Origin of the sequence: Alteromonas sp. BL110 (assembly GCF_003443615.1) — a bacterium.
Taxonomy (GTDB): domain Bacteria; phylum Pseudomonadota; class Gammaproteobacteria; order Enterobacterales; family Alteromonadaceae; genus Alteromonas.
Window position 1 is genome coordinate 1,971,732 of record NZ_CP031967.1, and the last position, 26,334, is coordinate 1,998,065.

At 41.9% G+C, this 26,334-nt stretch carries 22 protein-coding genes; 15 read left to right on the forward strand and 7 right to left on the reverse strand.

The window, feature by feature from the left end; all coding sequences use genetic code 11:
- The first annotated feature begins 6 nt into the window (after positions 1–6).
- The 4 genes from D1814_RS08650 to D1814_RS08665 are packed head-to-tail and all read left to right on the forward strand — an operon-like array spanning position 7 to position 4,950.
- Positions 7–3,168 (forward strand): efflux RND transporter permease subunit, encoded by a 3,162-nt coding sequence (locus D1814_RS08650; protein ID WP_118491394.1) that lies wholly within the window; start codon positions 7–9, stop codon positions 3,166–3,168.
- A 38-nt stretch (positions 3,169–3,206) separates the two neighbouring features.
- Positions 3,207–3,554, forward strand: a complete 348-nt coding sequence (locus D1814_RS08655) for a copper resistance CopC family protein (RefSeq protein WP_009575238.1) — start codon at positions 3,207–3,209, stop codon at positions 3,552–3,554.
- An 18-nt stretch (positions 3,555–3,572) separates the two neighbouring features.
- Positions 3,573–4,466 carry a copper resistance D family protein gene (locus D1814_RS08660; protein WP_118491396.1) on the forward strand — a complete coding sequence of 298 codons (894 nt, stop codon included), beginning with the start codon at positions 3,573–3,575 and terminating at the stop codon, positions 4,464–4,466.
- Between the two features lie 13 nt (positions 4,467–4,479).
- Complete coding sequence (locus tag D1814_RS08665; RefSeq protein ID WP_040816290.1) at positions 4,480–4,950, forward strand: YybH family protein; 471 nt, start codon at positions 4,480–4,482, stop codon at positions 4,948–4,950.
- A gap of 168 nt (positions 4,951–5,118) precedes the next feature.
- On the opposite strand, the gene D1814_RS08670 is transcribed toward D1814_RS08665, so the two are convergent.
- Positions 5,119–5,556, reverse strand: coding sequence for an ion channel (locus tag D1814_RS08670; RefSeq protein WP_147402509.1), 438 nt, complete (start codon positions 5,554–5,556; stop codon positions 5,119–5,121).
- 147 nt (positions 5,557–5,703) lie between these two features.
- Here D1814_RS08670 and D1814_RS08675 point away from each other — a divergent pair, with 147 nt between their 5' ends.
- Together D1814_RS08675 and D1814_RS08680 are read left to right on the forward strand one after the other, a co-directional pair.
- Positions 5,704–6,234, forward strand: coding sequence for a DUF305 domain-containing protein (locus D1814_RS08675; RefSeq protein ID WP_118491398.1), 531 nt, complete (start codon positions 5,704–5,706; stop codon positions 6,232–6,234).
- Positions 6,227–6,955: a MauE/DoxX family redox-associated membrane protein gene (locus tag D1814_RS08680; protein WP_118491400.1), complete on the forward strand. Its 729-nt coding sequence runs from the start codon at positions 6,227–6,229 to the stop codon at positions 6,953–6,955. The genes D1814_RS08675 and D1814_RS08680 overlap by 8 nt, the downstream gene beginning before the upstream one ends.
- Before the next feature lie 611 nt (positions 6,956–7,566).
- Here the strand turns inward: D1814_RS08680 and D1814_RS08685 are convergent.
- Together D1814_RS08685 and D1814_RS08690 are read right to left on the reverse strand one after the other, a co-directional pair.
- On the reverse strand, positions 7,567–9,216 hold the full coding sequence (locus D1814_RS08685; protein ID WP_147402508.1) for a Tn7-like element transposition protein TnsE: 1,650 nt from the start codon (positions 9,214–9,216) through the stop codon (positions 7,567–7,569).
- Positions 9,192–10,745 (reverse strand): TnsD family Tn7-like transposition protein, encoded by a 1,554-nt coding sequence (locus D1814_RS08690; RefSeq protein ID WP_118491404.1) that lies wholly within the window; start codon positions 10,743–10,745, stop codon positions 9,192–9,194. The genes D1814_RS08685 and D1814_RS08690 overlap by 25 nt, the downstream gene beginning before the upstream one ends.
- 75 nt (positions 10,746–10,820) lie before the next feature.
- Between D1814_RS08690 and D1814_RS08695 the strand changes: the two genes are divergently transcribed.
- The 3 genes from D1814_RS08695 to D1814_RS08705 all read left to right on the forward strand — a co-directional run bounded on the left by D1814_RS08695 (position 10,821) and on the right by D1814_RS08705 (position 12,947).
- Positions 10,821–11,054 carry a helix-turn-helix domain-containing protein gene (locus D1814_RS08695; protein WP_162889826.1) on the forward strand — a complete coding sequence of 78 codons (234 nt, stop codon included), beginning with the start codon at positions 10,821–10,823 and terminating at the stop codon, positions 11,052–11,054.
- A gap of 183 nt (positions 11,055–11,237) precedes the next feature.
- A complete protein-coding gene (locus D1814_RS08700; RefSeq protein ID WP_118491409.1) occupies positions 11,238–12,413 on the forward strand; it encodes an ImmA/IrrE family metallo-endopeptidase in 1,176 nt (391 codons plus the stop codon).
- 12 nt (positions 12,414–12,425) lie between these two features.
- A complete protein-coding gene (locus tag D1814_RS08705; RefSeq protein ID WP_205422072.1) occupies positions 12,426–12,947 on the forward strand; it encodes a DUF4411 family protein in 522 nt (173 codons plus the stop codon).
- A 201-nt stretch (positions 12,948–13,148) separates the two neighbouring features.
- Here the strand turns inward: D1814_RS08705 and D1814_RS08710 are convergent, their stop codons facing one another.
- On the reverse strand, positions 13,149–13,646 hold the full coding sequence (locus D1814_RS08710; RefSeq protein WP_118491413.1) for a hypothetical protein: 498 nt from the start codon (positions 13,644–13,646) through the stop codon (positions 13,149–13,151).
- A gap of 477 nt (positions 13,647–14,123) precedes the next feature.
- On the opposite strand from D1814_RS08710, the gene D1814_RS08715 reads away from it, so the two are divergent.
- From D1814_RS08715 to D1814_RS08730, 4 genes are all read left to right on the forward strand, one after another.
- Positions 14,124–15,110: an LLM class flavin-dependent oxidoreductase gene (locus D1814_RS08715; protein ID WP_118491415.1), complete on the forward strand. Its 987-nt coding sequence runs from the start codon at positions 14,124–14,126 to the stop codon at positions 15,108–15,110.
- Between the two features lie 124 nt (positions 15,111–15,234).
- Positions 15,235–16,257: an ABC transporter substrate-binding protein gene (locus D1814_RS08720; protein WP_118491417.1), complete on the forward strand. Its 1,023-nt coding sequence runs from the start codon at positions 15,235–15,237 to the stop codon at positions 16,255–16,257.
- A gap of 19 nt (positions 16,258–16,276) precedes the next feature.
- On the forward strand, positions 16,277–18,202 hold the full coding sequence (locus D1814_RS08725; RefSeq protein WP_118491419.1) for an ATP-binding protein: 1,926 nt from the start codon (positions 16,277–16,279) through the stop codon (positions 18,200–18,202).
- Positions 18,203–18,304: 102 nt separating this feature from the next.
- Positions 18,305–19,375, forward strand: coding sequence for a GGDEF domain-containing protein (locus tag D1814_RS08730; protein WP_118491421.1), 1,071 nt, complete (start codon positions 18,305–18,307; stop codon positions 19,373–19,375).
- Between the two features lie 47 nt (positions 19,376–19,422).
- Here D1814_RS08730 and D1814_RS08735 read toward each other — a convergent pair whose 3' ends face one another.
- Positions 19,423–20,421 (reverse strand): NADP-dependent oxidoreductase, encoded by a 999-nt coding sequence (locus tag D1814_RS08735; RefSeq protein ID WP_118491423.1) that lies wholly within the window; start codon positions 20,419–20,421, stop codon positions 19,423–19,425.
- 403 nt (positions 20,422–20,824) lie between these two features.
- Here D1814_RS08735 and D1814_RS08740 point away from each other — a divergent pair, with 403 nt between their 5' ends.
- Complete coding sequence (locus D1814_RS08740) at positions 20,825–22,159, forward strand: OmpP1/FadL family transporter (protein WP_118491425.1); 1,335 nt, start codon at positions 20,825–20,827, stop codon at positions 22,157–22,159.
- A gap of 87 nt (positions 22,160–22,246) precedes the next feature.
- Here D1814_RS08740 and D1814_RS08745 read toward each other — a convergent pair whose 3' ends face one another.
- Together D1814_RS08745 and D1814_RS08750 are read right to left on the reverse strand one after the other, a co-directional pair.
- Entirely contained in the window at positions 22,247–23,131 is an 885-nt protein-coding gene (locus tag D1814_RS08745) for a LysR family transcriptional regulator (RefSeq protein WP_118491427.1), read from the reverse strand.
- Positions 23,132–23,412: 281 nt separating this feature from the next.
- On the reverse strand, positions 23,413–23,856 hold the full coding sequence (locus D1814_RS08750; protein ID WP_118491429.1) for a DUF2721 domain-containing protein: 444 nt from the start codon (positions 23,854–23,856) through the stop codon (positions 23,413–23,415).
- Between the two features lie 312 nt (positions 23,857–24,168).
- Between D1814_RS08750 and D1814_RS08755 the strand changes: the two genes are divergently transcribed.
- Positions 24,169–26,238 (forward strand): TonB-dependent receptor, encoded by a 2,070-nt coding sequence (locus D1814_RS08755; RefSeq protein WP_118491431.1) that lies wholly within the window; start codon positions 24,169–24,171, stop codon positions 26,236–26,238.
- The last annotated feature ends 96 nt before the right edge of the window (positions 26,239–26,334 follow it).

A 26,334-nucleotide genomic window follows, 5' to 3' on the forward strand; every position in this document is an offset into this window, starting at 1 on the left:
TTAGAAATGATTGAATCAATAATTAGATGGTCAGTGGGCAACCGTTTCTTTGTGTTATTAACCACGCTTATCATCGCATTTGGTGGAATATTTGCGTTAAAAAATACACCTGTCGATGCGCTTCCTGACTTGTCAGATGTACAAGTAATTATCAAAACGAGTTATCCGGGACAAGCACCTCAGGTAGTACAAGATCAAGTAACTTTTCCTTTAACTACTGCGATGCTTTCAGTACCGGGAGCACAAACGGTTCGAGGTTATTCGTTCTTTGGCGACTCATATGTCTACATCATATTTGACGACGACACAGACCTTTATTGGGCAAGGAGTCGTGTGTTGGAGTATTTGAGTCAAGTTGCTTCAAGTTTACCAGATTCAGCAAAACCACAGCTAGGGCCTGATGCAACAGGTGTGGGCTGGGTTTATATATATGCGCTCACTGATAAATCTGGTAATCATGATCTTAGTCAGTTGCGAAGTATCCAAGACTGGTTTTTAAAATACGAGCTTCAAACGGTTCCGGGAGTCTCTGAGGTCGCTGCAATTGGTGGCATGGTTAAACAATACCAAGTTCAAGTTGATCCAGATAAGTTGCGCGCCTACGGCATACCATTGACTCACGTTCAAATGGCGCTGAAAAGAGGTAACCAAGAAACAGGTGCGTCTGTTGTTGAAATGGCCGAAGCTGAGTACATGGTAACTGCCACAGGCTATATTCAATCCGTTGGTGACATCGAAAAAATACCGTTAGGCGTTAATGAGCAGGGCACGCCATTACGTATTGGCGATATAGCTGATGTTGGATTGGGTCCACAGATGCGCCGAGGGATAGCGGAGTTAAATGGTGAAGGCGAAGTTGTTGGTGGCGTTGTGGTAATGCGCTTTGGAGAAAACGCACAGCAAACAATTGATGGTGTAAAAGAAAAACTTGAATCATTAAAAGCCTCTTTGCCTGAAGGTGTTGAAGTTGTTCCTGTTTATGACAGATCTAAGTTAATTGAACGAGCGGTTAGCAATCTATCAGACAAATTGATTGAAGAGCTAATTGTGGTTGCACTAATTTGTGCGGCATTTTTGTTTCATCTACGTTCTTCCATTGTCGCAGTTATTACCTTGCCTTTAGGAATTTTGGTGTCTTTTATCATCATGTACATGCAAGGTATCAATGCCAATATTATGTCATTAGGTGGGATTGCAATAGCGATAGGAGCCATGACGGACGGTGCAATTGTAATGATTGAAAATATGCACAAGCACATGGAAGCTCTTAATAAAAAGGGCGTGCCATTGACGGATGAAAACCGTTGGCAAATTGTTGCTAAAGCTGCAAGTGAAGTTGGTCCAGCATTGTTTTTCAGTCTACTTATTATCACAGTGTCATTCTTACCAGTCTTTATTCTAGAAGCTCAAGAAGGAAGAATGTTTGCCCCTCTTGCATACACTAAAACCTATGCGATGGCTGCATCCGCTGGATTGGCAATAACTCTGGTTCCCGTTCTTATGGGATATTTTATTCGTGGAAAGATTATATCGGAAAAGAAAAACCCATTGAACCGCGTACTGACCGCTCTGTATATGCCTGTGTTAAGACAGGTTATGAAATTTCCAAAATCAACCATTGTAATTGCGTTATTGGTTACCGCCGTGGGTTTTTGGCCTGTTAATAAGATTGGCAGTGAATTCATCCCGCCTTTAGATGAAGGTGACCTGATGTATATGCCAACAACTTACCCCGGTATATCCATTGGTAAAGCTCGTGAATTATTACAACAAACGGACAAGTTACTTCGCACAGTGCCTGAAGTCGAGACCGTTTTTGGCAAAGTCGGTCGGGCTGAAACTGCTACTGACCCTGCCCCTTTAACGATGATTGAAACTTTCATTCAATTGAAACCACAAGAGCAGTGGCGAGACGGAGTAACCACTGAAAGTTTAAAAGCTGAATTTGATGAATTGGTTAAATTACCCGGCTTAACAAATGCTTGGGTGATGCCAATAAAAACCCGGATAGATATGCTAGCGACGGGTATCAAAACTCCTGTTGGAATAAAGGTAGCAGGACCTGACCTTGATAAGATTCAAGAAATAGGTCAGCAAATTGAACAATTGTTACCAGCGGTAGAGGGAACAGCATCGGTTTATTCCGAGCGTGTAGCTGGCGGCCGTTATATCAAGATAGATATTTCTCGTGAAAAGGCGAGTCGATTCGGGTTAAATATTGCTGATGTTCAGCAGGTGGTATCGACGGCTATTGGAGGCATGAATGTCACTCAAACTGTGGAGGGACAAGAGCGTTACCCTGTCAATTTAAGATATCCACAAGACTATAGAGATTCGCCTGAGCAACTCGCTAGATTGCCTGTTATTACTCCGAATGATCAGCGTATCGCATTGGGAGATGTAGCAGATATCCGTGTTGAGAATGGCGCTCCGGGAATAAAAAGTGAAGACGCTCGCATTAATGGCTGGTCATTTATTGATATCGAAGGCGTGGATGTCGGGACATATGTAGAGAATGCTAAAGAGTACCTTGAGCAAAATCTAGAAATTCCAACAGGTTACTCAATCTCTTGGGCTGGGCAGTATGAATATATGGAAAGAGCAAAAGAAAAATTGACATTTGTTTTGCCCTTAACGCTAGCCATTATTTTGATCTTGCTCTATTTGAATTTCCGCTCGTTTAGCGAAGTAGCCATTATTGTCGTGACATTACCTATGGCAATGATTGGTGGCTTATGGCTAATGTATTTGGAAGGATTTAACTTTTCCGTCGCTGTAGGTGTTGGTTTTATTGCGCTAGCAGGTGTTGCCGTAGAGATTGGAGTCATCATGCTGGTTTACTTGAATCAAGCTCTTACAGATCTCAAGGAAAAAGCGACCGAGCGAGCAGAACAGATTTCTGACGCAGATTATCAAGATGCCTTGTTACATGGCGCTGGTTTGCGTGTACGCCCTGTCATGATGACCGTGGCAACAATCATCATCGGTCTATTACCTATTTTATATGGAACAGGCACTGGTTCGGAGGTCATGAGTCGCATCGCAGCACCTATGGTCGGTGGGATGACGAGTGCAGTGTTACTAACTCTCATTGTACTGCCTGCTATTTATTCAATTGTTAAAAAGAGAGAAATAAATTTCTTTAATCAAGAGTTATCAAAAAGCTAAATTTAGTCGTTAAACCATAAATTTTAAAAGAGGTAAATATGAAAGCATTAATCAAAATCTTAGCGGTAATCAGCGTTGTTATTAGTAGCGCTGTGTTCGCACACGTAAATCTTGAAAAAAGTTCGCCTTCGGATAATGCAATGTTAATGACATCCCCAGAGGAACTTACACTTAAGTTCAGTAAAGAAGTGCGTTTAGTCAAAGTATCGTTAAAAAATAAGCAGGGAAAAAAAGTAAAGTTTGGCTTTCAACCTTCAAAAGAAGCGAGCAGTGAATTCTCATGGAAGCTACCTCAGTTGGCTCCAGCCAATTACATCGTAGATGTCACTTTCTTAGGTAAAGATGGTCACAAGATGAAGGACAACTTTGGCTTCATGGTTCATTAATTAAGTAGAGTAATTACTATGGAAATTTATATCTGGAATACGGTCATAGTGCTGACGAAAACTGCGTTCTACGTTGGCTTTGCCTGTATTGCTGGATATACATTTTTTGGCAATGTGTACGGCGGTAATACTTTGGAAAATGGAGAAAGAAGATCATTTAGTCAGATAACCCTTATTGCCGCCTTAATAGCTTTTCTAGCAAATGCAATTTGGTTCTTTGCTAACACTGGCGCAATGGTTGAAGAAGGAATAGTAGGAGCGCTAGACCTAGATATGATTAGTATCATGTGGGATTCGTCAATAGGCGATACCACACTATGGCGCTTGATTGGCCTGATTGGGGTTGCGATAGTAGTAATTTCTTCTCAATTTTGTGTTTGGAAGCTTACTAAATTTGTCTTAAACGCCGTGCTTGTCATATGTCTATTTTTTCTTTCTTATTCATTTACTTTGGCTGGACACGTTTCCGTCATGGGGGTCTTTGAAAAAGGTCTATTAATGGTGCATGTCATTGTAATGGCGTGGTGGTTTGGTGCCCTTTACCCTCTTAAAAAAGCCTGCAATAAGTTGGAATTCGAAAAGCTTTATCAATTGATGGAAAGGTTTGGAAAACAAGCTAGTGTCATGGTAAGTCTGCTCTTAATCGCTGGCTTATTATTGGCAATTCAGTTGGTGGGTGGATTAGATGCTCTGCTATTTACTAATTATGGACAAACCATATTAGTTAAATTGTTGTTAGTGATTTGCGTAATGAAGATAGCCGCTACACATAAATTGAAATTAGTCCCGCAGCTCAAAAATAATGATGACAGAAAAACATTATCCAAATCAATCTCAATTGAAATGTTTGTAGCTATTGCCATTTTATCTGTAACAGCAGTGCTTACTAGTATTGTCGGCCCTGTAAATTAAACCTGAAAAGAGAATGAAAATGAAAAAAAGAAATATACTACTCGTTTTATTAATGACGGTTAGCTTTGTAGTTCACGCTCATGGTGACAAACAAAAAGATAAAGGAATGCTTAAAGGGCTGGATACCCCAGCTGCAAAAGTTGTATTAGCTTTTCATGAAGCGTTAGAAACAAGTAACAAAGAGCTTGCGCGTGCTCAATTAGCTGATGATGTCACCATTTATGAGGGCGGTCGTGTTGAAAGAAGCGCAGACGAATACGCTCATCATCATATGTTGTCTGACATGAAGTACTTGGCGGCTATGAAGAGCGAAACATTAGAGCACCAAGTGACAGTTCTTGGTAATACTGCGATATCGGCCTCGCGTAGTCATACTACAGGCTCTTACAAGGGTAAAGAGCGCGATTACGAAGGTATGGAAACAATGGTGCTGGAAAAACAAAATGGTGAATGGAAAATCAAGCACATTCATTGGTCTCATTAAATTATTGGTAAAAAAGACTGAGAATAAAATTGACTTCACCACAGTGTTATCTGTGCGAAGCTTTGAGAAAAAATGGAACCCAGTATTATCAGGAGTGCGCTAAAGCTTGTCGCAACTTAATTGATATATGTCGGAAAACCGTGAAATCGTGCTGTTGTTCGTAAGAGTTTAATTGCTTTTTTTGTTTGGAATTTCTTGCGAAAAAAGTTTGTAATAAAACGTAGCAGACCATGTCAGCATCATAAAGCCTAGAAGTGATTGCATCGCTGTGATGAATTTAATATGGCCTTCGGGGTTGAACTCACTCAACCCTAGGGTCGTCATAGTCACTAATGAATGGTAAAAGTAATCTCTGAAAATTGGTTTAAACGCTTTAGTAAATTCACCAAGCTCAAGGAGTTGGTGAGCAGCCCAATATATGCCTGTAAAGTAAAATGACTCAACAATATGTACTGCAAATATTATAAGTAATGCAAGCATCGCCTGCCATACCGAAAGACAGCAGTCACATTTTACATAATACCGTTGAAGTCCGTACAGTACATAGTAATGTGTCAAACAGGCCGCTAAGACGCCAACTAGTGCGATTAAAACTGCTAAAACCATTGATCCCCTCTGCTTAACTCAAACTGTCAAACCCTCATAGGTTCATAATGTTGGTTCGCTATTTGCTATAATTCAAGAATTTGGTTTTAAATGGCTTTAGTACGGCCAGATTTATGTAAAGTTTACAAATCTTAATAAGGATTGCTAATGAAATATTCCAAGTTTGCAGCGATGATTATCACCTCTACTATTGCAATGTTCATTATGATGTATCTTAACACCTATACTGTTTCGCATATTTGGTTCAGCGAAACACGCTCGTATATGGCGCTCTATATGGGGGCGGGGATGGCCATAATTATGTTGGCGTTTATGCTGGGAATGTACACCAATAAGAAAATAAATACAGCGATTTTTATTGGGGCGGCATCTGTATTCTTGGTGTGCGTCTATTTGGTTCGCTCTCAGACAACGGTAGCAGATTCTTCTTACATGAAAGCGATGATACCGCATCACTCAATTGCAATATTGACTAGTGAACGTTCAGGCATTGAAGACGTTCGCGTCAGGGAGTTAGCCGATAACATTATCAAGGCCCAGCGCAAGGAAATTAAAGAAATGGAATGGTTAATTAAAGACATTGAAGCCAATGGTAAGGCGATCACACAGGCTGAAGCATCCCAAAGACCAGTTCCATCGTTTGAGGGTAAAGTCGGAAAAGGAGGGGAAGATGAGTAAAACAGTTAAACTATATAGAATGGTGACTGATGAGCATATTTGTCCCTATGGTTTGAGATCCAAAGACTTGTTAGAGAGGCAAGGATATGAAGTAGAAGATCATGAACTCACCTCTAGACAAGAAGCTGACGAATTTAAAGCCAAGCATGATGTACAAACGACCCCACAAGCTTTTATCGACGGCCAACGAGTTGGCGGGTACGATGATTTGAGAGAGTATTTCAATAAAGGTGAAGCAGGGCAAACGGGTACGACGTACACGCCTGTTATCGTCATATTTTCAGTAGCAGCACTTCTGGCTATAGCCGTACAATACTTCGTTGCTGGTTCTTATATTTCTATCAGAACCTTGATGCTATTTATTGCATTTTCGATGACCTTTTTAGCGGTGCAAAAATTAAAAGATTTATACAGCTTTACAAATTCTTTTATCACTTATGATTTGTTAGCGATGAAATGGATAAGATATGGCTATATTTACCCATTTATAGAAGCATATGCAGGGATCGGGATGGTTGCCCAACTGCCGGCGCTGGCAGTAGCTCCTTTCTCATTATTCATTGGAACAGTGGGTGCAATATCTGTCTTCAAAGCGGTGTATATTGATAAACGGGAATTAAAATGTGCTTGTGTCGGTGGTGACAGCAGCGTTCCCCTTGGTTTTGTATCGCTATCTGAAAATTTATTTATGATAGCGGGCGCACTGATTATGTTGTTTTGATAATGTGTTTTAAGACTCGTTAGAGGTCACTAGACAGTTGCATAGCCGCCAACAGTCGAAATATTTAGAGCGTCTCGCTACCTTTTTTAGTGGCCGTAATTGGTACGAACACCACAGGCGGCTTGACGCTGCGCGGTGACGCAACAATACACAGTATTAAGATTCCTCTATTACGTCGTTTGGTGTCAACTATAAAGGTTATACTCAGGTCATATCTGACCTACCAATTTAAAGGTATGGATCCGATTTAATCGGTCAGTCCGTTCAGAGGGATTGCCCATCACGAAAGTGTCTAATAATCAGAAAGGAGCCAGTGGAAGGCGCTGGAAACGCCTCTCACTGGTATTGCGACAGTACAATATCCTCAGCTTTACTATAGCTATTGCTCATGATTTAAGCAAAAAATTCAGTAAGTGACCCCTTAAGGGCTGATTCACCATAAAAAACCGCAACCGCGCCAGATCGCTCTTCGCATTGCCGTTAGCGTAAAAACGCTGATATGCGGGGCGAATACCGACCTCCACCATGCGTCTGTAACACATCATGTAGTACACAACTACCTAGCTTCGATGTCGGTCTCTCGCTACATGCTTTCTGTAAACTAGCATCATTTATATTCTATTGATGGTTTTAATTGTATCGTTTGCCCATTTCGTAACTAGCTGTTTATTCATATTAAAAGGCGAAGAGCTTAGGCTAGGTGGGTGACGTGCAAAAGCAGATTTTATTTTATTCTTCTTTAGGAATTCTCTCGGCCAATTAAGCGAGTTATCTACCAAAGATAAAAGAATTGGATCGACCCTACTTCTAGCTTCATCTAAGCAACCATATTTGAATACCAGAGTTGATAGATGCTTAGTGTCTTTGCTGCAATTGTCAGCGGCAATGTAATCACTCAAATCAATTTCTATCAATGTAAAAGATTCCAGAGTTGAAGTGTCTCGTAAATGAGCTATTGCAGATAGTCGTGGTGCTTTGTTTGGTTTCTTAAGGTGTACCCTTGAGTGTCCTACCTTGCTTAGTTGCTTTGTTTCGAATCCTGCTAGTGCAAAATGTGGCTTTTGTGCAATTATATTGACCATTTCCCTAAATTTGTCAAAAACTGATACGTCAGCCATGTCGCTGGTGTTGCTTGACGTACTCACTGGCACAGCTAATCCTAAAATGTCTGGCAGATCCGTACTAGCAATGTCGCTCCCAGAAACTTCTCGCTCAGTATCATTCACAACTAGCCGTATCTTTCCGCTTTTAGTAAGCGTGTTGGCAGATCGCGATGGTTCCAGAGAAAATTCTGAACTGCTCTTAGACTCAACGATTCTCGCGGGCAGAAAAGTGCTCGCACTTTGTTCGTCATCAATTTCATATAGTTCAGGTGTGGAGCCTTCTTCACGCTTAGTATCATCTGACTTTTTGACTGTGGTAGTCAACCAGTCACGACTAACAAACCGAATGGTCTCTGGAAGTGAGTGAGGAACTTTGCTCAAGCTTGTTATTTCGCTGACGATTTGAATCGGATTTTGCCCGAAAATACCACCGTACTTAAGTACTTTTACGCTTAAAACACAACCATGGAGTGATGGAGCGTCGAAACCAAACGTCCACCACGTAGAGTAGGTATCACGGTTTGAATGTGTTGTGCCCTTAATCGATTTTCGATATTTCAGAAAATTTTCGTTTATCGATAAGAAAGCCTTGCGCCCTGCTTTATCTGCCAGCGTATAAGCGAATTTATTGGCATTGAAAATTCGCTCAAACTGACCTTTTGTTAGTTGGGCTGTCGGATTGACCTGAACGATAAGGTTTTCCGAGTCTGGTGTGAAAGTATAGAAGTCGATAGCTAACGATGTTGGTTCGAGAGCATAGTGAAATATCTTACTATTCTGGAGAAATAGTATTCTTGCGAGTTCTAGCTGAGGTATGGCGACATAACCCTTATTTGTTTCAACTATTAAATAGCGCTCGAATCTTTTGATTCCGTCTACTGGTGGAAGTTGAAGATCCACGCCACTCTTGTTACCAACAATTTTTCGCCACGCGAACGTTGTTATTTGTGTCGGACTTTGAGCATTTTCTGTTCTGTTATATTGCCGTCCGACAGCAAGATCTGAGATAAGAGAAGCTAAAACAGATTTTATTTCTGAATTCTTGAATCTGACCTGTATATACCAGTCAGCTTTATTTGCAGGCCTGAAAAGCTTACCGAGGTAAAGTAACTCATCGTTATCCTCTATACCTTTTATTTTGTATTTTTTATTATCCAATCGATACACCAGCCACATGTTGTTGTTACGACCGATGATATTGATCTTTGTGTATTTATTCTAGCGGCTCGGTATAGCTTCCATGGATTTACGCGTATATTTTTGGCGGTAAAAAAGCGAGCGCTTTGGAGCAATCTTCTGCATTGATAGTCTTCATAAGACTCACTGTAAACCTTTAAAAATTTGTTGGTTAAGGGAAGTTGGCGGAGGTTTTTTTCTATAGTCGCCGAATTGGGCAAGCACGAAAGAAACCATCTCCTCGACCGCCGTGGTGAGTAAATGTCATTTTCTTCGTATAGTGCACGAAATAATAGCTTACACATCGCGAAGTCACGTTTCTGCCAAGAAACTCTGATCAGATCACCCTTTCGCTGAACTCTGTGCTGATGATTAACCTGCAACAACCAGCGTTTGTCAGCCCTGTAGAGTGCAGTATAAAGCTTCTCACTATCACAGTTTGAATACCGGGCGGCTTTCGGTCCGTGCTGCCGTAAAAGAATTAACCATGCATGTTTCCAATTTTCCAACGTTTCTTCTGAATGCTGAAATGAGCTTTTGCTATAGTTTTTTGGGTGTTGTATTGAAGGGATCGGTGAATTCGTAAGAGCGTCCCACCAATTACCGATATTTCCGTTGAAAAAGGGTAGTGCTGCAATCATATGCATCACATACATATGTTGTTTTCTGTGTTTTCTGAAAAGTGATGCGACATTGCCGTCAAAATATGACTTTGTAAAACCCAGCTTCTTTAGCCATCTCCATGTCCAGTAGCCTTTAATAAAATGTGAGATGTCGTTTAGCCTTAAGTAATGGCCTCGGTTGAAATTTCTTTCTAGGGCAAGCTGATGATAAAAATTAGTTAGTTGAGGAAAACTGAACTGATGATGATTGTGCACCAAATGCATGGTCGCCTTGGCGATTAGTTCTTCCTGCCAGAAAGCATATTTGATATTGATTTGGGTTTCGGAACAGAAAGCTAGCTCGTCCAATAAAGGTCGGAACGTATGTCGACTCAAACCATGAATAACATCGTTTGTTAAAACGAAGTGCACGCCATGAACGTGACAGCAATTCGTAAATAGTCCAAACCAGCGCCTGTCCCAAAAAGGTTCACCGAAAAACTCCAATTGTTCCTTAACGCAAACTGGACAGTATCGAAAGAAATGATTCTGTTTCAGTGCGCATGTAGCTATACCTAAACTCGTTGTGTATGTGTTGTTTTTACAAGCAAGCATTTGAGTAAACATCTTTTCTTTAATTCTGGCCTCGCTGAAAGCGGTATAAAGAGGAAATAATGTGTGCTTACTTATGATGTCTGTTGCTGAAAACATCGTAGAAGGTCTAACATTCTCAACGGCACGAGCTATGCCGTTAGGCATTTCTGGTGATGCGATAACAGTCTTCTTTCTGAAAACGTCCTCCAGCAGTAACTTGTCTGGCAGTAAGCCACACCGAACTTTATAACGAGCTAGTACGCTGTAGAACAGCTCGTTTGGGTAAGGCTCTGGAAATAGCGGTAAAGTTACCATAAGTCCCCAATTTCGGGACAATCATGTTTGTCATCATAATAGGGACAAAACACTTTGTCACTTTTTTGGGGACAAATGATAAAATCAACAAACCATCAGAGTTACCAGAAGCTGATTGCTTGGCTTAAAAAGTCCCGTCTCGATCGAGGACTAACCGTTAGGCAGCTTGGTGAGTTGTTGAACGAACCTTTTCAGTTTGTGAGTAAAGTGGAGAAGGGACAGAGAAATTTGTCAGTACATGAGTATGTGCAGTATTGTGAGGCATTGGGTATTGACGCGTGTATAGGATTAAAAGTTTTTAGTCGGTAAAAATGATCGATGAATAATTTTGAGACTTATACGGTAGTGACGGGTATATTTGCACTTAAGTGTTTGAAGAAGTTTGTTAAAATTCTGACGAATTTTATCGCTTTTTATGGTCTAAATACAAAGTAATCGAAGTATGTCTTACGGTGTCGTAGGGTCTTAAAAAGTAATTAGCAGGAAAGGAAAGTGTTAAAAGTTAACGGAAAAATGCTTACTTGGGCGAGAGAAGATTGTGGTCTTTCTTTGGAAGATGCAGCGCTTAAGCTCGGATATAAAGATAGTAAGCAAAGTTCAGCTGCTGAAAAATTACTTCACGTCGAGAAAACTGGAGAAATATCTAAATCCTCATTTACTAAAGCACAAACAACTTACCGTAAGCCTGTATTAACTTATTACCTCAATGAGCCTCCGATTCCTACTAGTGTTGGAGAAGACTTTAGAACGCCTGAAAGTGCTAGTGATCCTAGGCAAAACAACATAGTGAAAGCAATACTCTCTAATGTTGTAGCTAGGCAAAGCATGATCAAAGAGCTTTTGGTGACTGAAGATGAAGTTCAGCATTTGAAGTTTATTGGCTCTTTGAACATGAGCATGGAACCAGAAACTGCCGCTACAAAAATAAGAAAGTTATTTGACATTACTCTCACCGAGTACAGAAAAGGCACTGATTATGGACGCTCCTTTAATTATTTAAGAAAGAAAATTGAAGCAAAGGGAATTTTTGTACTGATAAAGGGAAACTTAGGCAACTATCACAGTGATGTTGAGGTCGGTACGTTTCGCGGTTTCGCTATCAGTGATGAAATAGCTCCATTTATTGTTATTAATCATCAGGAAGCAAAAAGTTCCAGAGCATACACTCTACTTCATGAGCTAACTCACGTCTTATTGGGCAAGACAGGCATCAGTGCTGATGTAGGCGAAGATAAAGTTGAAAGGTTTTGTGATAGGGTCGCGAGCCTCGTTTTATTGAGTGATCATGAGTTAAAATATTTTTCTCCGGCAACCGAACTGTTTTCTCAACTATCCAAAGACATAAGTGACTTTGCCTTAGCTAAGAAAGTTAGCAGTACTCAAGTTGCATATCGCCTTTTTCAACTTCACAAAATTACAAGTAGTGCATACAGGAAGCTATGTAAATTCTATTACGAGCAATGGCTTAGTAGTAAAAAGGCCGAACGCAACAAAGATGGCGGCGGTCCAAACCAAAATGTAATTAAGAAAAGCTACTTAGGTGGGATAGTCGATTTTGTTCATAGAATGTTTGAGTCCGGTGCTATTAGCTCCACTCAAGCAGGCATTGTGTTGGATACGCACCCAACTCGTTTGGGCAATTTTTTCAATAACGCTACCCCCCATTGATAAGGAAGTCATTTGCTATATTTAATGGACGCCAATACTTTCATTGAGGCAAAAGAGCTTTATTACCCTTTCGATATTGTTCCTGAGTATTGGGATTGGTTGGTTTATCAAGGTAGTCTTCAAAACTTAAAAGTACCCGTCGAAATATACACTGAAATAAATGGGGCAAATCAAGATAAAAAATATCATGATGAGCTAGCGAAATGGGCTCGGACAGTAGACGTAAAGAGTAATCTGGTGCTCGATGAAGAATTAGATTACGGTTTGGTTAATACTGTAATTACACAAGGGTATGTCGCTTCACCTACGGAGGCAGATTTGCTGAAAATGGGTAGAGATCCATTCTTAATTGCATACGCACTAACAGACCCTCAAAACATTACTGTTGTGACAACCGAAGCAAGCAAGCCAACAAAAAAAGGAGCTAACCGTCATGTACCGGATGTTTGTAAACATTTCGGAGTGCAATGCTGTAACACCTTTAGCTTGGTTCGCTCACTTGGTTTTTCTACCAATTGGAAAAAATCTGTGTGATAACAGTAGTCGCCAAAAAAGAGTTTTTTATTCGTGCTACAGGCTTGTTACCAAATATAATATACTATGAACTACTTAAATTAATATACGCCTACACTTCCTGTCCAGCGCTAGCTGCAATTAGAGTTACTAGCGTAAACGGTTGTTTATCAAATAAAGAGGGAGATAACATCATCTCCCTCTTTTTCTTTCTAATTTAGCTTATGCTGACCCTACTTTTACATCGTCGAACAGCTTGAATGTTTCTTTAATAGCGTCTTTTTCGTCACTGTTCTCATAATGCACGCCAATTAAAACAGCGCCTTCTTTAATAGCATCTTCATAGAATTTAACTTCATGTTCTGGTATCGCAAGGCCTATGGCCCCGCCTATTAGCCCTCCTGTAGCCGCTCCTGCGCCGCCAGAGGCTAATGCAGCAACTACCGGTCCACTGGCAAGAATTCCTGCTCCTCCAGTTGCTACTACGCCTACCGCTGCTAAACCGCCTACTACAGCGGCCAATAAACCGCCTGAAGAAGCGCCAATAGCAACGCCTTCCGGTAATTTTGAGTTTTCAGTTAAAGCAAAGCTTTCTTCTGTAAGAGATTCGTTCGCCACCAAAGAAATATTCTTATCGCTGAAGCCCTTTTGTTCTAGGGCTTGAATTGCCACGCTTGCTTCACTAGGGTGTTTAAATAGACCTGTAATTACATCACTCATCGTTATCTCCTTCTATCTTGAGTGTAAGTTAAAAGAACCTAATTGTTCTTCTATTCGTTACCTAATGCAGCAACCTTTGCGCCAGTAATCATGAAGTGTCTCAAACCGCCTCTACAGGCGGCTAGAAAGGGTATGGGGTGATTATGTACAGTATGAGTGATAGGCGTAGAGGGTATATATTACTCACAGATTAAACCGATTCGAGTAAAAATGACTTCAATAATGCAATTGCTGTAATCAGCGCAGTAATAACGTAATTCCTTTTAAAGGGAATTATTGTTAGCGAGCTAATGATAAGGTTATGTTTTATCGACCGATGTAATATGTAGGGTGAGTAGAAGGTTTGAAGGAGTATTGAAATACATTAGTGAAATACACTTATTTAAAGGTATGAAATAAAACTCACTTCAACGGTTGTGATATTAGAAACAGGTTCATACTTATAAGCTATACACGATCAATACTTTATGAGGCTCCATGGCTATTCCATATTCATTGCTAGATTTAGCGCCTATTTCAGAAGGGTATAGCGTTAAAGATGCGTTAAACAACTCCAAGCTAATGGCTATGGAAGCGGAGCGCAGTGGCTATGAAAGAGTGTGGTTAGCGGAGCACCACGGTATGCATGGTGTAGCCAGCTCTGCTACCTCTGTAGTGTTAACACACATTGCTAATGCTACCTCTACCATCAAAATTGGGGCAGGTGGCATTATGCTGCCTAATCATGCGCCCTTGGTTATTGCTGAACAATTTGGCACGCTAGCTGAGTTATTTCCCCATCGCATAGAGCTTGGGCTGGGGCGAGCGCCAGGTACTGATATGGCAACAGCAAGAGCACTTCGTCGTAATTTGCAAAGCGATGTAGATAGCTACCCAGAAGACATTCAGGAACTTCAGCATTACTTAGGCCCACCGAAAGAGGGGCAGCCAATTGTTGCAGTACCTGGTGCCAATACGCAGGTGCCTTTGTGGTTACTTGGTTCTAGCTTGTACAGTGCCCAGGTGGCGGCAAAAATGGGGCTGCCTTATTCATTCGCTTCCCACTTCGCACCCGATGCGCTATTTGATGCCCTCCATGTGTATCGCAACATGTTTAAACCTTCGCCCCAATTATCAGCACCAAAGGCCATGGCAGGTGTAATGGTGGTTATTGCTGAAACCGATGAAGAAGCAGAGTTGTTATTCACGTCTGTGAAGCAGCAATTTATGAATATGCGACGTGGCCTCAATAAGCCGTTTGCCAAGCCTATGCCTAACTTTGACGAATATTGCACGGCGACAGATGAGGCCATGTTATCTAGTGTGTTGAGATATGCCTTGGTTGGCTCGAAAGAAACGGTGCGATGCAAGCTCGCTGAATTTATCGAGGCAACGGATATTGATGAGATTATTGTGTCTATGCCAATTTACGATATAGAAGCGCGTTTATTTAGCGTTAAAGCGTTCGCAGAGATCGCATCCTAGCACCTAAAAAGTTATGACCAGTTTTACATATTTGGTCATAACTTCTTCTATGCAATGCGCAAGAATAACTTTATGATATACAATGGTATGTGTATTTTCATTTTGGTGTTGCAGGTTTACAGTCATGCTTAAGGTCTGGTTTTCCTTTTTCTTTGCTCTTGCGTTTCTCGCAGCGAGCCTAAGCTCTGCACATGCGAAAGAAGCACTGGACCTTGTCATTATTGAAACGCTCCCCGTACCTATTGTTGCTGAATCGCGAGGCGAATTTGAAAAAGAGCTCATTCGAATTATGCCCGAGCACGATATCAACATAACTACATACAACGCTGAAGGGTCTGAGATTCGCGCTAAAGAAATACTCGACGAACTAGCGCAAGAGGCTAAACCTGATCTCATCGTGTCTGTCGCTACCTTAGCTACTCGTGCATTAAATGCTGCTGAAGAATTTATTGAAACGCCAAAACTTTTTATGGTGGTTTCCGCTCCCGTTGAGGAAGGCATTGTTCCTGCTATCGGCGCTGTGAGTAAACGCAATATGACGGGCGAGTCACACGTACTTGATGCTAAGGTAAAGCTCGATATGTTGGACGGCGTGCTTAGAGCATCAGATCCTGAGACGCCATTTACTATAGGTTTAGTACATTCTACCTATCCCTCATCGAGTAACCTAGTCAACCAATTACTCGCATTAGACAGTGAGTATGAGAATATAAACTTAGTCGCAGTCAGTACGCCTTATTTAGAAGGCGATGAAGGGCTTGTTGAAATGACGGATAGCATTGTGGCTAGCTTAGAGCAAAAGAGCGTAGAGCTGGATGGCTATTGGTTGTCATCTGGCCCCTTAGCAGAAGCCAAAGGGTTAGTAGAAAAAGTTAAAGAAAAGACGGGGTTACTTCCCTTATTTGCTGAAAGTATTTCATCAGTTAAAAAAGGCGCGCTTATCGGTGTGGTTTCTGAACCAGCTAGTATTGGAAAATCAGCGGCAAGAAAAGCAAAGCTGATACTTCAAAGAAAATCGGCGAGAGACATTCCTGTTGGCAAAATGGACACGTACACTGTTGCAGTAAACGTAACTACGGCAATTAAATTACAATTGCCCATTCCATCAAGTTACTTAAAACTCTCGAAAGAGCATGTGTACCAATAAGGCCTAATTAGAAGTTAGTATGCGGATCAAATCAAAACTACTAGTTATCTACATCCCAATTTTGTTAATTGGCATGGCACTTACCGGGTATTGGGCTTATCTAACCGCTTACGACTCGGTGCGCGAAAGGGAATATCAGCTTCTTACTCAAACCCTTACATTAAACGTGCTGGAGATCATTGATGAGAGGCGGGAGCTGCTCATTGAATCAGGTCTAGAAAATGTCCCCGTTTTTCGCGAGGCTTATCAAAAAGAAGTGTTTGAAGAGCTAAAGTCGCTACAGCAAACAACAGATCGGCATTTTGCCATTGGTGACAAAAGTACAGGTACCGTCATATTTAGTACTACTGAAAGTGAAGTTGTACTGAATGCAGAAAACGCTAATAGGGCGACAATAGCTAATCGGCGCGTGGCGTATGGCGAGTCGAGCGTAAATGACATGGACGTGTTGTTTGCTTGTTCTGAATTTACTCCATGGAATTGGAAAGTAACGGTTTTACAACCCGCTGAACCCTTACAATCCTCGTTATTCACGATAGCTTGGCTAACCTTTCTGGTAACGTTGTTTGCTGTAGTTATCGTTAGCTTACTCATGGGCAAGGTAACCCAGGTGTTCGTTGTCTCTCCCATTGAGAAAATCAAATCAGCGGCAAGTCGCATTGCTGTTGACCATAAGAGGGTGAGCATTGACTTAGAACAAAATGATGAATTAGGAAGCTTGGCTCGCGATGTTGAAGCTATGTCTGGTGAAATCGAGGAATATGTCGCGCAAGCCCAGCAGGCAAATCGCGCGAAGACAGATTTTCTCGCGGTAATGAGTCATGAGATTCGCACGCCGCTAAACGGTATTCAAGGTTTAGCAACACTGCTTTTAGATACTCAACTTTCAGATAAGCAGCATCAGTATGCCAGTGATTTGAAGTCATCAGCATCTATTCTTGCTACCGTTATAAATGACGTATTAGATCTCTCTAAAATTGAGTCGGGTATGTCGGAAATTGACGTGACAGAGTTCGATCTCGATTCAATGCTGAATGACCTTATAACGCTATTAGGCACAAACGCTAGTGCTAACAGTACCCGGTTAGTTTATAAGAGCAAGAATTTAGAGTCTGTGGCGGTAACTAGCGATATTACCAAACTTCGCCAAATCATTATTAATTTGGTAAGCAATGCTATTAAGTTTACTCACAAAGGAACAGTGAGTATCTCGGCTAAACTTAAACAGCCGTCAACTGAAACCATGGGTGATAACCGGTTAATTATTGCGGTTAAAGATACAGGTATTGGTATTGAGCCTGATAGGCTAGAACATATATTTGATAAGTTTACGCAGTCCGATTCTTCTATAACGCGTAAATATGGCGGTACTGGACTTGGTCTTGCTATTGCTAAGCAGCTTGCTCAGATACTCGGTGGTGACATAAAAGTCGTCAGCAAAGTTGGCGAAGGCTCGTGCTTTACCGTTACTGCAGATGTTCAATCTAGACTTATGTCGGATTCATCAATTGATTCTTCCTCTGCTCGTCAAGCACATGGCGCAAGCCTACCATCAGGGCTCAAGGTACTATTGGCTGAAGACAATGCCATTAATGCTGTGGTAGCTCAGGCACTATTAGAGCAGCTGAAATGTGATGTAGAACACGTTGATAACGGATTAAAAGCCGCTGCGCGTGTTGAGGAAGGCGGTATTGATGTGGTCTTCATGGATGTGCACATGCCTGTTATGGATGGCATTGAAGCGACGAAACGCATCAGAAAACTGGAAGGTGAGCTTAGCAAAACACCTGTTATCGGGCTTACCGCAGAAGCATTTAAAGAACGACATATCTCATTTAAGCAGGCGGGGATGGACGACATAGTCACAAAGCCTGTCACCGTTGAAGCCTTGCAAGAAAGTTTGTTAAAACTGGCGCTTAGCCAAGAAGTCACTGATAATAGTTAACGCAACTCTGCGTCAATGTGTTGCGTTTGTATAGCCAGTGGTGACCGTCATCATTGGCTGTATTGATATACTTTAACGAGACTTTACTTATCAAGGTGATGCGTGCCAATCAACAGACCCAGTGAACAACGCAGGCTTAGAATAGCGCTAATTATCGGTGCTATTCTGGTACTTGTGTTCATGGCGGCTGATTTAGTGCTATTGCCTAACAGTATGTATGAACTGTACACCTTCGACCGTCTACTTCTTCAATTGCCTATTATACTCGTTGTTGTTGTACTGTCTTTTTGGCGCGAATTCATACGGTATCGAGCATATATATTTTCTGGCCTGCTTATTGCGCTTTCCTACAGCAACTATTGGTTAATATGGGTTTGCTGGGAAGAGCACAATTTTATTTTTCCTTACGAAGGCACCATCCTCTATGCATTCTTTTGTGTATTCGCGTTGGGTATTCCATTTAAGTTAGCAGCCGCTGCTAATGTTATCAATATCTTGGGGTTTTTAGGGTTAATGTGGCTAGCGCCGGTTTACGGTGACAGGGTTCCAATTTCAGCAGCTTTTGTATCAGGGTCATTATTTATATGCGTATATGCTCGTTATCGGCTAGATCGCAGTGTACGCATGCTCAAAGAAACTAACGATCGCTTATTAAAGCTGAGCAAGTTTGACTCGTTATCTGATCTACTTAATCGACGTGCGCTACGAGATCAAAGTGAAAAGTTGTTGGCCTTAAGTAAGCGGCATGATGTCTCGATGGCGGTATTGATGCTTGATTTAGATGACTTCAAAAAATATAACGACAGTTTTGGTCATCAGCAGGGTGATGAAGCAATAAAAGAACAAGCGCGTATTATGAAGCAAGTATTTAAACGGGAAACTGATATCTTGGGCCGTTACGGTGGCGAAGAATTCATTGTTGTTTTAAGCGATATCAGTAAAGAGCAGGTTGAAAAGCATGCCCAAGCACTATTGAATAAATGGAACCATGTTCAATTAAAACATGCTGAGGAAGCGAAGCACCCTTTTATGAGTTGTTCAATTGGCGTGGCTTACGCCAATACGGTTGGTGACATATCCATTGATTGGCTTATTGATGAAGCCGATAAAGTACTTTATGAAGCTAAAGAAAAAGGTAAAGCGCAGTATGTGCTAACAGAAGCACAGTGCTAGCGCTAACACTGTGCTCTTAATATAAACCGTGCTCTTCGTTTAAAAAACTACAGCTTAAGTATCATTTTTCCGGTGTTTTTACCTTCAAACAGCATATTGAGGCCTTTTTCGGCGTTATCTAAACCTTCAACGGTATGCGCGCGGTACTTTATCTTTCCTTGCTGTACATAAGGGGTGAGTTTTTCTAAAAGCTTTGGAATTTCATCCCAATGGTCTGGCATCGCAAACCCACGAATATTAATACGCTTCTTAATTAATGGAATCCAGTTAGGTCCTGGTGATGGCTCTTCTGACTGGTAATCGGCAATCATTCCACATACAACAATACGACCGTGGGCATTCATTCTGTTGAATATATGGTGCTGGATAGGACCGCCCGTATTTTCATAAAATACATCAATTTTATCTGGTGTAAGTTCGGCCAGTTTTTCTTCTAAGTCGTCGGTTTTGTAATTAATTGCGCCGTCAAAACCTAGCTCGTTGACAATCCAGTCGGCTTTGTCGTCACTACCAACGACACCAATTACGCGAAGCCCGTCTGCTTTTGCTAACTGACCGACAATTGAGCCTACAGAGCCCGCAGCGCCTGTTACGATGAGGGTTTCGCCTTCCTTAGGTTCGCCAAAATTATAAAGGCCTGTAGTGGCGGTTAAACCAGGTAGCGCAAATACACAAAGTGCCATTTCTTCAGTAACACCCTGCTGAAGCTTATTAAAGCCTGAGCCATCACTTAGCACATATTCACGCCAGCCAGTCATGCCCATAACTTTGTCGCCAACTGAAAAGTCTGGATTATTAGACTCAACTACTTCGCCTACACCGCTGGAGCGCATAACATCGCCAAGTTCTACAGGAGGAATATAGCTTTCTCTGTCTTCACTCATCCAACCTAACATGGCAGGGTCTAGAGACATATGGGTTTGCTTAATTAGAATTTGTCCGTCCTTTGGGGTCGGTATTTCAAGCTCTTTTGTTTCGAATAGATGGGGGCCAATTTTTCCATCCTCGGGACGCTTTACCAGCGTGATAGCCTTATATGTTGACATTGTATCCTCCTGAAACATGTAAAAGGTTTTTGGTGATGTGCCTAATGATTCGCTTAGTATTGAAACGCGATATTCATAGCTGAGATCATCTACCAGTTGTAAAGATAGGGTGGGGCTTATTGTTATAAACACAACCAGTATGCAACTGTAGCTATAAAATTGAGTGAAAAATGAGGTCAGTATAGAAAGTTGAAGTTGTTAGAAGCCAAATAATCCTATTAACAATATAGTGATCTTTGGTTAACTTCGCTTTATCAAGTTTGTTTATAAATGCGTCGAAGTTGTAGCTAAAATTGTAAATAATGCGATAAAAGTGCGTAAATAACGTTTACTTGCATTGAACAAAACTACTCATATCCGTAGAATGCCTGCTGCAATTTTCCCCTATTACAATGAGTATCTTATGAAGCAACAGTTTTCTTTACGTGCCTCAGTTTGCTTAGCGCTTGCTACCTTAGCCTCTTCTTCTGCGCTAGCGGCTGGTTTCCAAGTTAATGAACACAGTGCAAACGGCCTAGGCCGTGCTATGGCAGGCCAAGCAGCCAAGCCAGAAAATGCCTCTATTTTAGCAACTAACCCTGCCGCGATTGGTGTATTTAAAGAAGCTGAGTTCAGTGCGTCAGTAAGCTTTATCGACCCAAATGTAGATATTGATGGCACTGCAACTTATGCATTGGGAGAGACCTCTCTTCCTACTGATGCAAGCTCTCTTTCTACTTCGGCAACGGAAGATGATATTGCAGATACTGCGTTCGTACCTGGATTTTTTTATACCACACCAATAAATGAAAAATTCTCGGCAGGTGTCGGTGTGTTTACTACTTATGGTCTTCGCTCTGATTACTCAGATGATTTTGAAGCTTTGCCATTTGCCGATGAAGCAGAGGTTAAAAGCATAACTTTCAACCCTGCGATATCATACAAGGTAAACGAACAGCTAATGGTTGGTTTCGGTCTGAACGCAACCTACGCCGAAGCTGAAATTGGTTCAGGGGTTTCTGAGTCTTTATCATTTGCCTTCAATGCATTGGGGACTACTGTTCCGGCAGGCGCTTCTCTTTTTAATCTAGAAGGAGACGATTGGGGCTACGGTTGGAACGCAGGAATTTTCTGGCAGCCTACTGAAATGACTAATATTGCTCTTTCATATCGCGCTGAGACAAAACTGGAGCTAAGTGGTGAAGTATCTTCAGATTTGAGAGCAGCACTTAACCAAGATGGAAGCCTTGATTTAAATTTAGCTGCAATTACGGAGCTAGCCATCGATCAGAAATTAAACGATCAGTGGTCTGTACAAAGTAGTGTAACTTTCACTGATTGGAGTACTTTCCAAAAGCTTGAAGCTAATCTTGCAAGCGGAGATGATTTCCTTATCAAAGAAGAAAACTTTGACGATTCATGGCGCGCATCTATCGGCGTTACCTATATCTTAAACGATGAGATTACTCTTCGTGCGGGCTATGCCTATGATGATGGAGTGGTATCGGTAGAAAACCGCTCACTAAGTATCCCAGACACTGACCGTCATTGGGTTTCTGGTGGTATGACTTACACCATGAGTGAAGACACCTCAATTGACCTTGCCTATGTATTTATTGATGGTCGTGAAGCGGACATCAATAAAGAGAGAACGATTGTAGAAAATGCAGTACCTGGTACAGATTTTACTACGACATTTGTTGGTACTCAGTCAGCTACAGCGCACATTCTAAGTGTTCAAATGAACACTCGCTTCTAAAAACAAAGAAGTTAAGTGCAATAAAAAGGCAGCGTTTTTACGCTGCCTTTTTCGGTTTAGACGTAATATTTTGCCACTAGTTGATTATTAAATCTGCGCAAATAAATCTTGTAAGCAAGTGATCGCGGCGCTGATTTTGGCAGGCATAAGATCCCGTTTCGGAGTCACCGCATAAACGGTATAGTCAGGCAATTCCCATTCTGTGAAAAGCTGCTTCATCTCACCTGATTTGAGTAAGTGTCTTACCTCTGGTTCGGGCAATACGGCGTAGCCCAGATTATCTTGGGTAAGCTTAATCAATGTCTGCATTGAATTTACATCAATACGCTGAGAATCTAGCTCAAACTCTCCCTCGCTTTCGTGTTTCATCACATAGTCTTCAATATGTCTGTGCACAATGTAAGCATGACCGTTTAACTGTTCCGGTGAAGACAAGTCTTCGTTAGCTAGCGGGTGCTCAGCAGAAACACATAGAATTCGTTCCCAGGTAGCAAGCTTCAAACTACTGAAATTAGTGTCAGAAACGGGAGCAAAGCAAAGTACAAGGTCTGCGCTTGATGCAATAATATCTTTAGGTTCGTCGGTAACGGTCAGTGATATTGTAATTTTAGGAAATTCTTCGCACAGCTTTTTTAGTGGCTCACTGAGTAAGCCGCCACCAAAACCTTCAGGAGCAATAATATTGATTTTACCAGTAGGGTCGTCTTGAAGGCTTTCAATTTTCTGTTGAGCCAGTTCTGCGGTTTGCAGCATTTGCTTGCTGGTGTCGTAGTATATGCGTCCGGCTTCAGTAAGGCTTAAGCTTCGGGTATTTCGGTTAAAAAGGCTAAGCCCAATATCATGTTCGAGTTTACGTAACTGTTGGCTAATCGCAGAAACAGTCATGTGTAGCTCGCGGGCTGCAACACTCATGCTACCGCTATCTGTAACCGCAATAAAAACCTGAAGAGAGCGAAGTAATTTAGTATTCATGGCGCAGTTAAATCCTTTCTATGGGCCGAAATATTTCAGGCCTACATTTGTAGCAAATTAACGACATTGATGGGGGAATTTTACCTCACTTAAAAGTTAATGAGCGCTTTTAACTTTGCTCTTTACTCACAACTTACATAAAAGTGCTTTTAAAATTAGTTAAAGCTATACGTGAGAATAGAATAAGGCGGCTAGAGAGGTAAAAGTTCTCTAGTCGCCTTTTTGATGGGGCTAATTGGTGTAAACACAGAACTAACTGGTTTTAAGGCTAAATAATAAAACTACCGGATAGTTCTAACTAAGTTTATGGTGTTAGTTGCAAGCTTCACTTCAACTAGAAAGACAATAAGCGCACTGATAAGAAACATCATTGCCAGTATGAATAGCACTATAATCGGCGTTTTCAAATCCACCACCCAGAGAGACCCGGAAAACAGCGCCATAATAACCGTACAAACCATGAGCCCCGAAGCGACACAAAGTCCAATCGCCCAGTTGATGACTTTCACCCTGCGCCACAGTACTTTTATTTCTTTTTTAGACCGGTCGACAATATGGGGGTCTGACAAGGTATGAATTTGTCTTTCTGCTACTCTAACCCTATCTGATATTCGCCCCAACCGGGACGACATAACGTTTAGGAACCCCGCAATACCGGTAAGTAAAAATACGGGGGCTACAGCGAATTCGATAAGCTGTGAAAGGCTCGGAATAAGTGTGTCCAATGATTCCTCCAGCGAACATGGTTTTGTTTAGGACAGTGTTGTTTAGCTCGTTGCTTAAATTCTCGTCAATGCACTGCCTATTAATAGACGAGGTAAATCGTTATGTGCAGCTAGTGAGTAATGCGACTACTCATTGTTGTGACAGCGTTTTTAGCAAAGTTACAACAAAGTTTACGCCAAGGACGTAACCACATAAATGGCTTAGTTATCTGAACACCGCAATAGTTTATCGGTTTTTAACCCATTCTTGCTTTAATTAACGATACACTAGCACTAATTGCTAAAAAACATTTGTCATCATAAGGATAGATAATGCGCTTCGCTTCAAGCTTTCCACTTTCATTGCTAAGTACGGCACTGTTGTCGTCTGCCGCTATTGCCCAACAATCCAATGAAATAGAAAGAATAGAAACTACGTCTTCTCGTATACAAGGTAGTATGAATGCTTCTGACTACGCGGTATCGTCTATCTCAGAAGAAGCCCTTTCGCTGCTTTCATTTCAACATATTCAAGAGTCACTTAACTATATAGCGGGGGCAGGCGTACAGCGTGGTAACGGACAAGAGTATCTACCAGCCCTTCGTTCACCCGTATTAACTGGTGCAGGAGCATGCGGTGGCATTTTAGCAGCAGAAGACGGTATTCCGCTCCGAGCGGCAGGCTTTTGTAACATCAACGAACTGTTTGAAGCCCATGGCGAACTTGCTGAGCGTATTGACGTAATAAAAGGTCCTGCGTCAGCGCTTTACGGGTCTAACGCCATTCACGGTGTTATTAACGTGATTACGCCTGATACTACGCAAGGCGAAGGCTTGCTAAGCGCAGATTATGGCTCCTATGGCTTTCATCGTATTAAGCTTAAAGAAGGTAAAGACTTTGGTAGTAGTGGAGTGGGTATTGCGGCTAGCGTAACCCGTGACACCGGGTACAGGGATGAAGAGGGTGTTGACCAGGAGAAAGTTTCGCTTCGCCACCGAATCGAGTGGGACAACACGGTAATTACAAGCGGCCTTACCTATACCCATCTAGATCAGGAAACCGCCGGTTATATAGTCGGGTTTGAAAGTTACAAAGACACGCAATTAGTGAAAAGCAACCCTAATCCAGAGGCGTTTCGAAAAGCAGAAAGTTTCAGGTTGTGGAGTAAACTAGATACCACGTTTAATGGCGGTCACGCCCTTTCAATTACGCCTTATGTACGCGACCAAGATATGCGTTTTCGCATGCACTTTTTGCCTGGAAAGCCTCTTGAAACAAATGCTCAACAAGGGTTTGGTGTACTTTCCCAATTCAACTACGTTATTAATGACAGACTAAGCGCAGATGTGGGGGTAGATGTTGAATTTACTGAAGGTGAGCTCACCCAATCCCAAGACAGCGTTACCGAAGGCTCAGCGTTCTTGGTGGAGACTATACCCGTAGGTAAGCACTACGATTATGACGTAAACGCTACCTTACTCGCGCCGTTCTTTACTTTTAACTGGCAAGCTGAACGTTGGGCTATTACTGCCGGCGGGCGCTTTGAATCCATGAAATACGACTACACCAATAATATGAACGTAGGTCGTGTACGTGAAGATGGCACCGAGTGTGGGTTTGGCGGCTGTCGATATTCCCGACCTGCAGACAGCGAAAACAAATTTGATAACTTCAGCCCAAAACTCTCAATTCGCTATCAATTAAGTGAGCAAACACAGTTCTTCGGGGGTGTTGCAAGAGGGTATCGCGCCCCTCAGGCTACCGAGTTGTATCGTTTACAGCGTGGGCAACTTGTAACGGATCTCGATTCCGTAACAGCTGACAACATTGAAGTGGGTATAACGGGCGCTCTGCTTAACGGTAGCTATACGCTAAGCCTTTACAGCCTGCAAAAAGACAATGTTATCTATCGCGACAGCGACTTTTTCAACGTAAGTAACGGTGAAACCTGGCATAGAGGAGTAGAGCTAGCTTTTGACCAGAAGCTAAGCGAGACGCTGCGCTTAGATTTTGCGGGTACGTACGCAAGGCACACTTATGAGCACAGCCAGCTTTCAGGTGAACAAGACATTAAAGGTAATGATATCGATACCGCGCCCAAGCTTCAGTTTAACACTCGCTTAAGCTTTGATGTGTCGAAATCGATACAAACGCAATTAGAGTGGCAGCATGTTGGACGCTATTTTACCGACGCTGAAAACCTCAACGAATACGAGGGGCATGATTTAGTACATGCTCGCGTGAGTTACAGTGTGAGTGACGATATTACGCTGTACGCGCGGGTGAATAACCTATTTGATACCGACTACGCTGAGCGCGCTGATTTTACCAGTTTCACTGGGCCACGTTATTTTCCTGGGCGCCCTCGGAACTACATGATAACGGCGTCGTTTGCCTTATAAGTTTAAATAGATATATGTAATAGATAACTATTAGTCCCAAAAATACAGACTATTGCCGTGATCCGCTTGTACCCCATAAGCTTCAGGCGTAGTCTG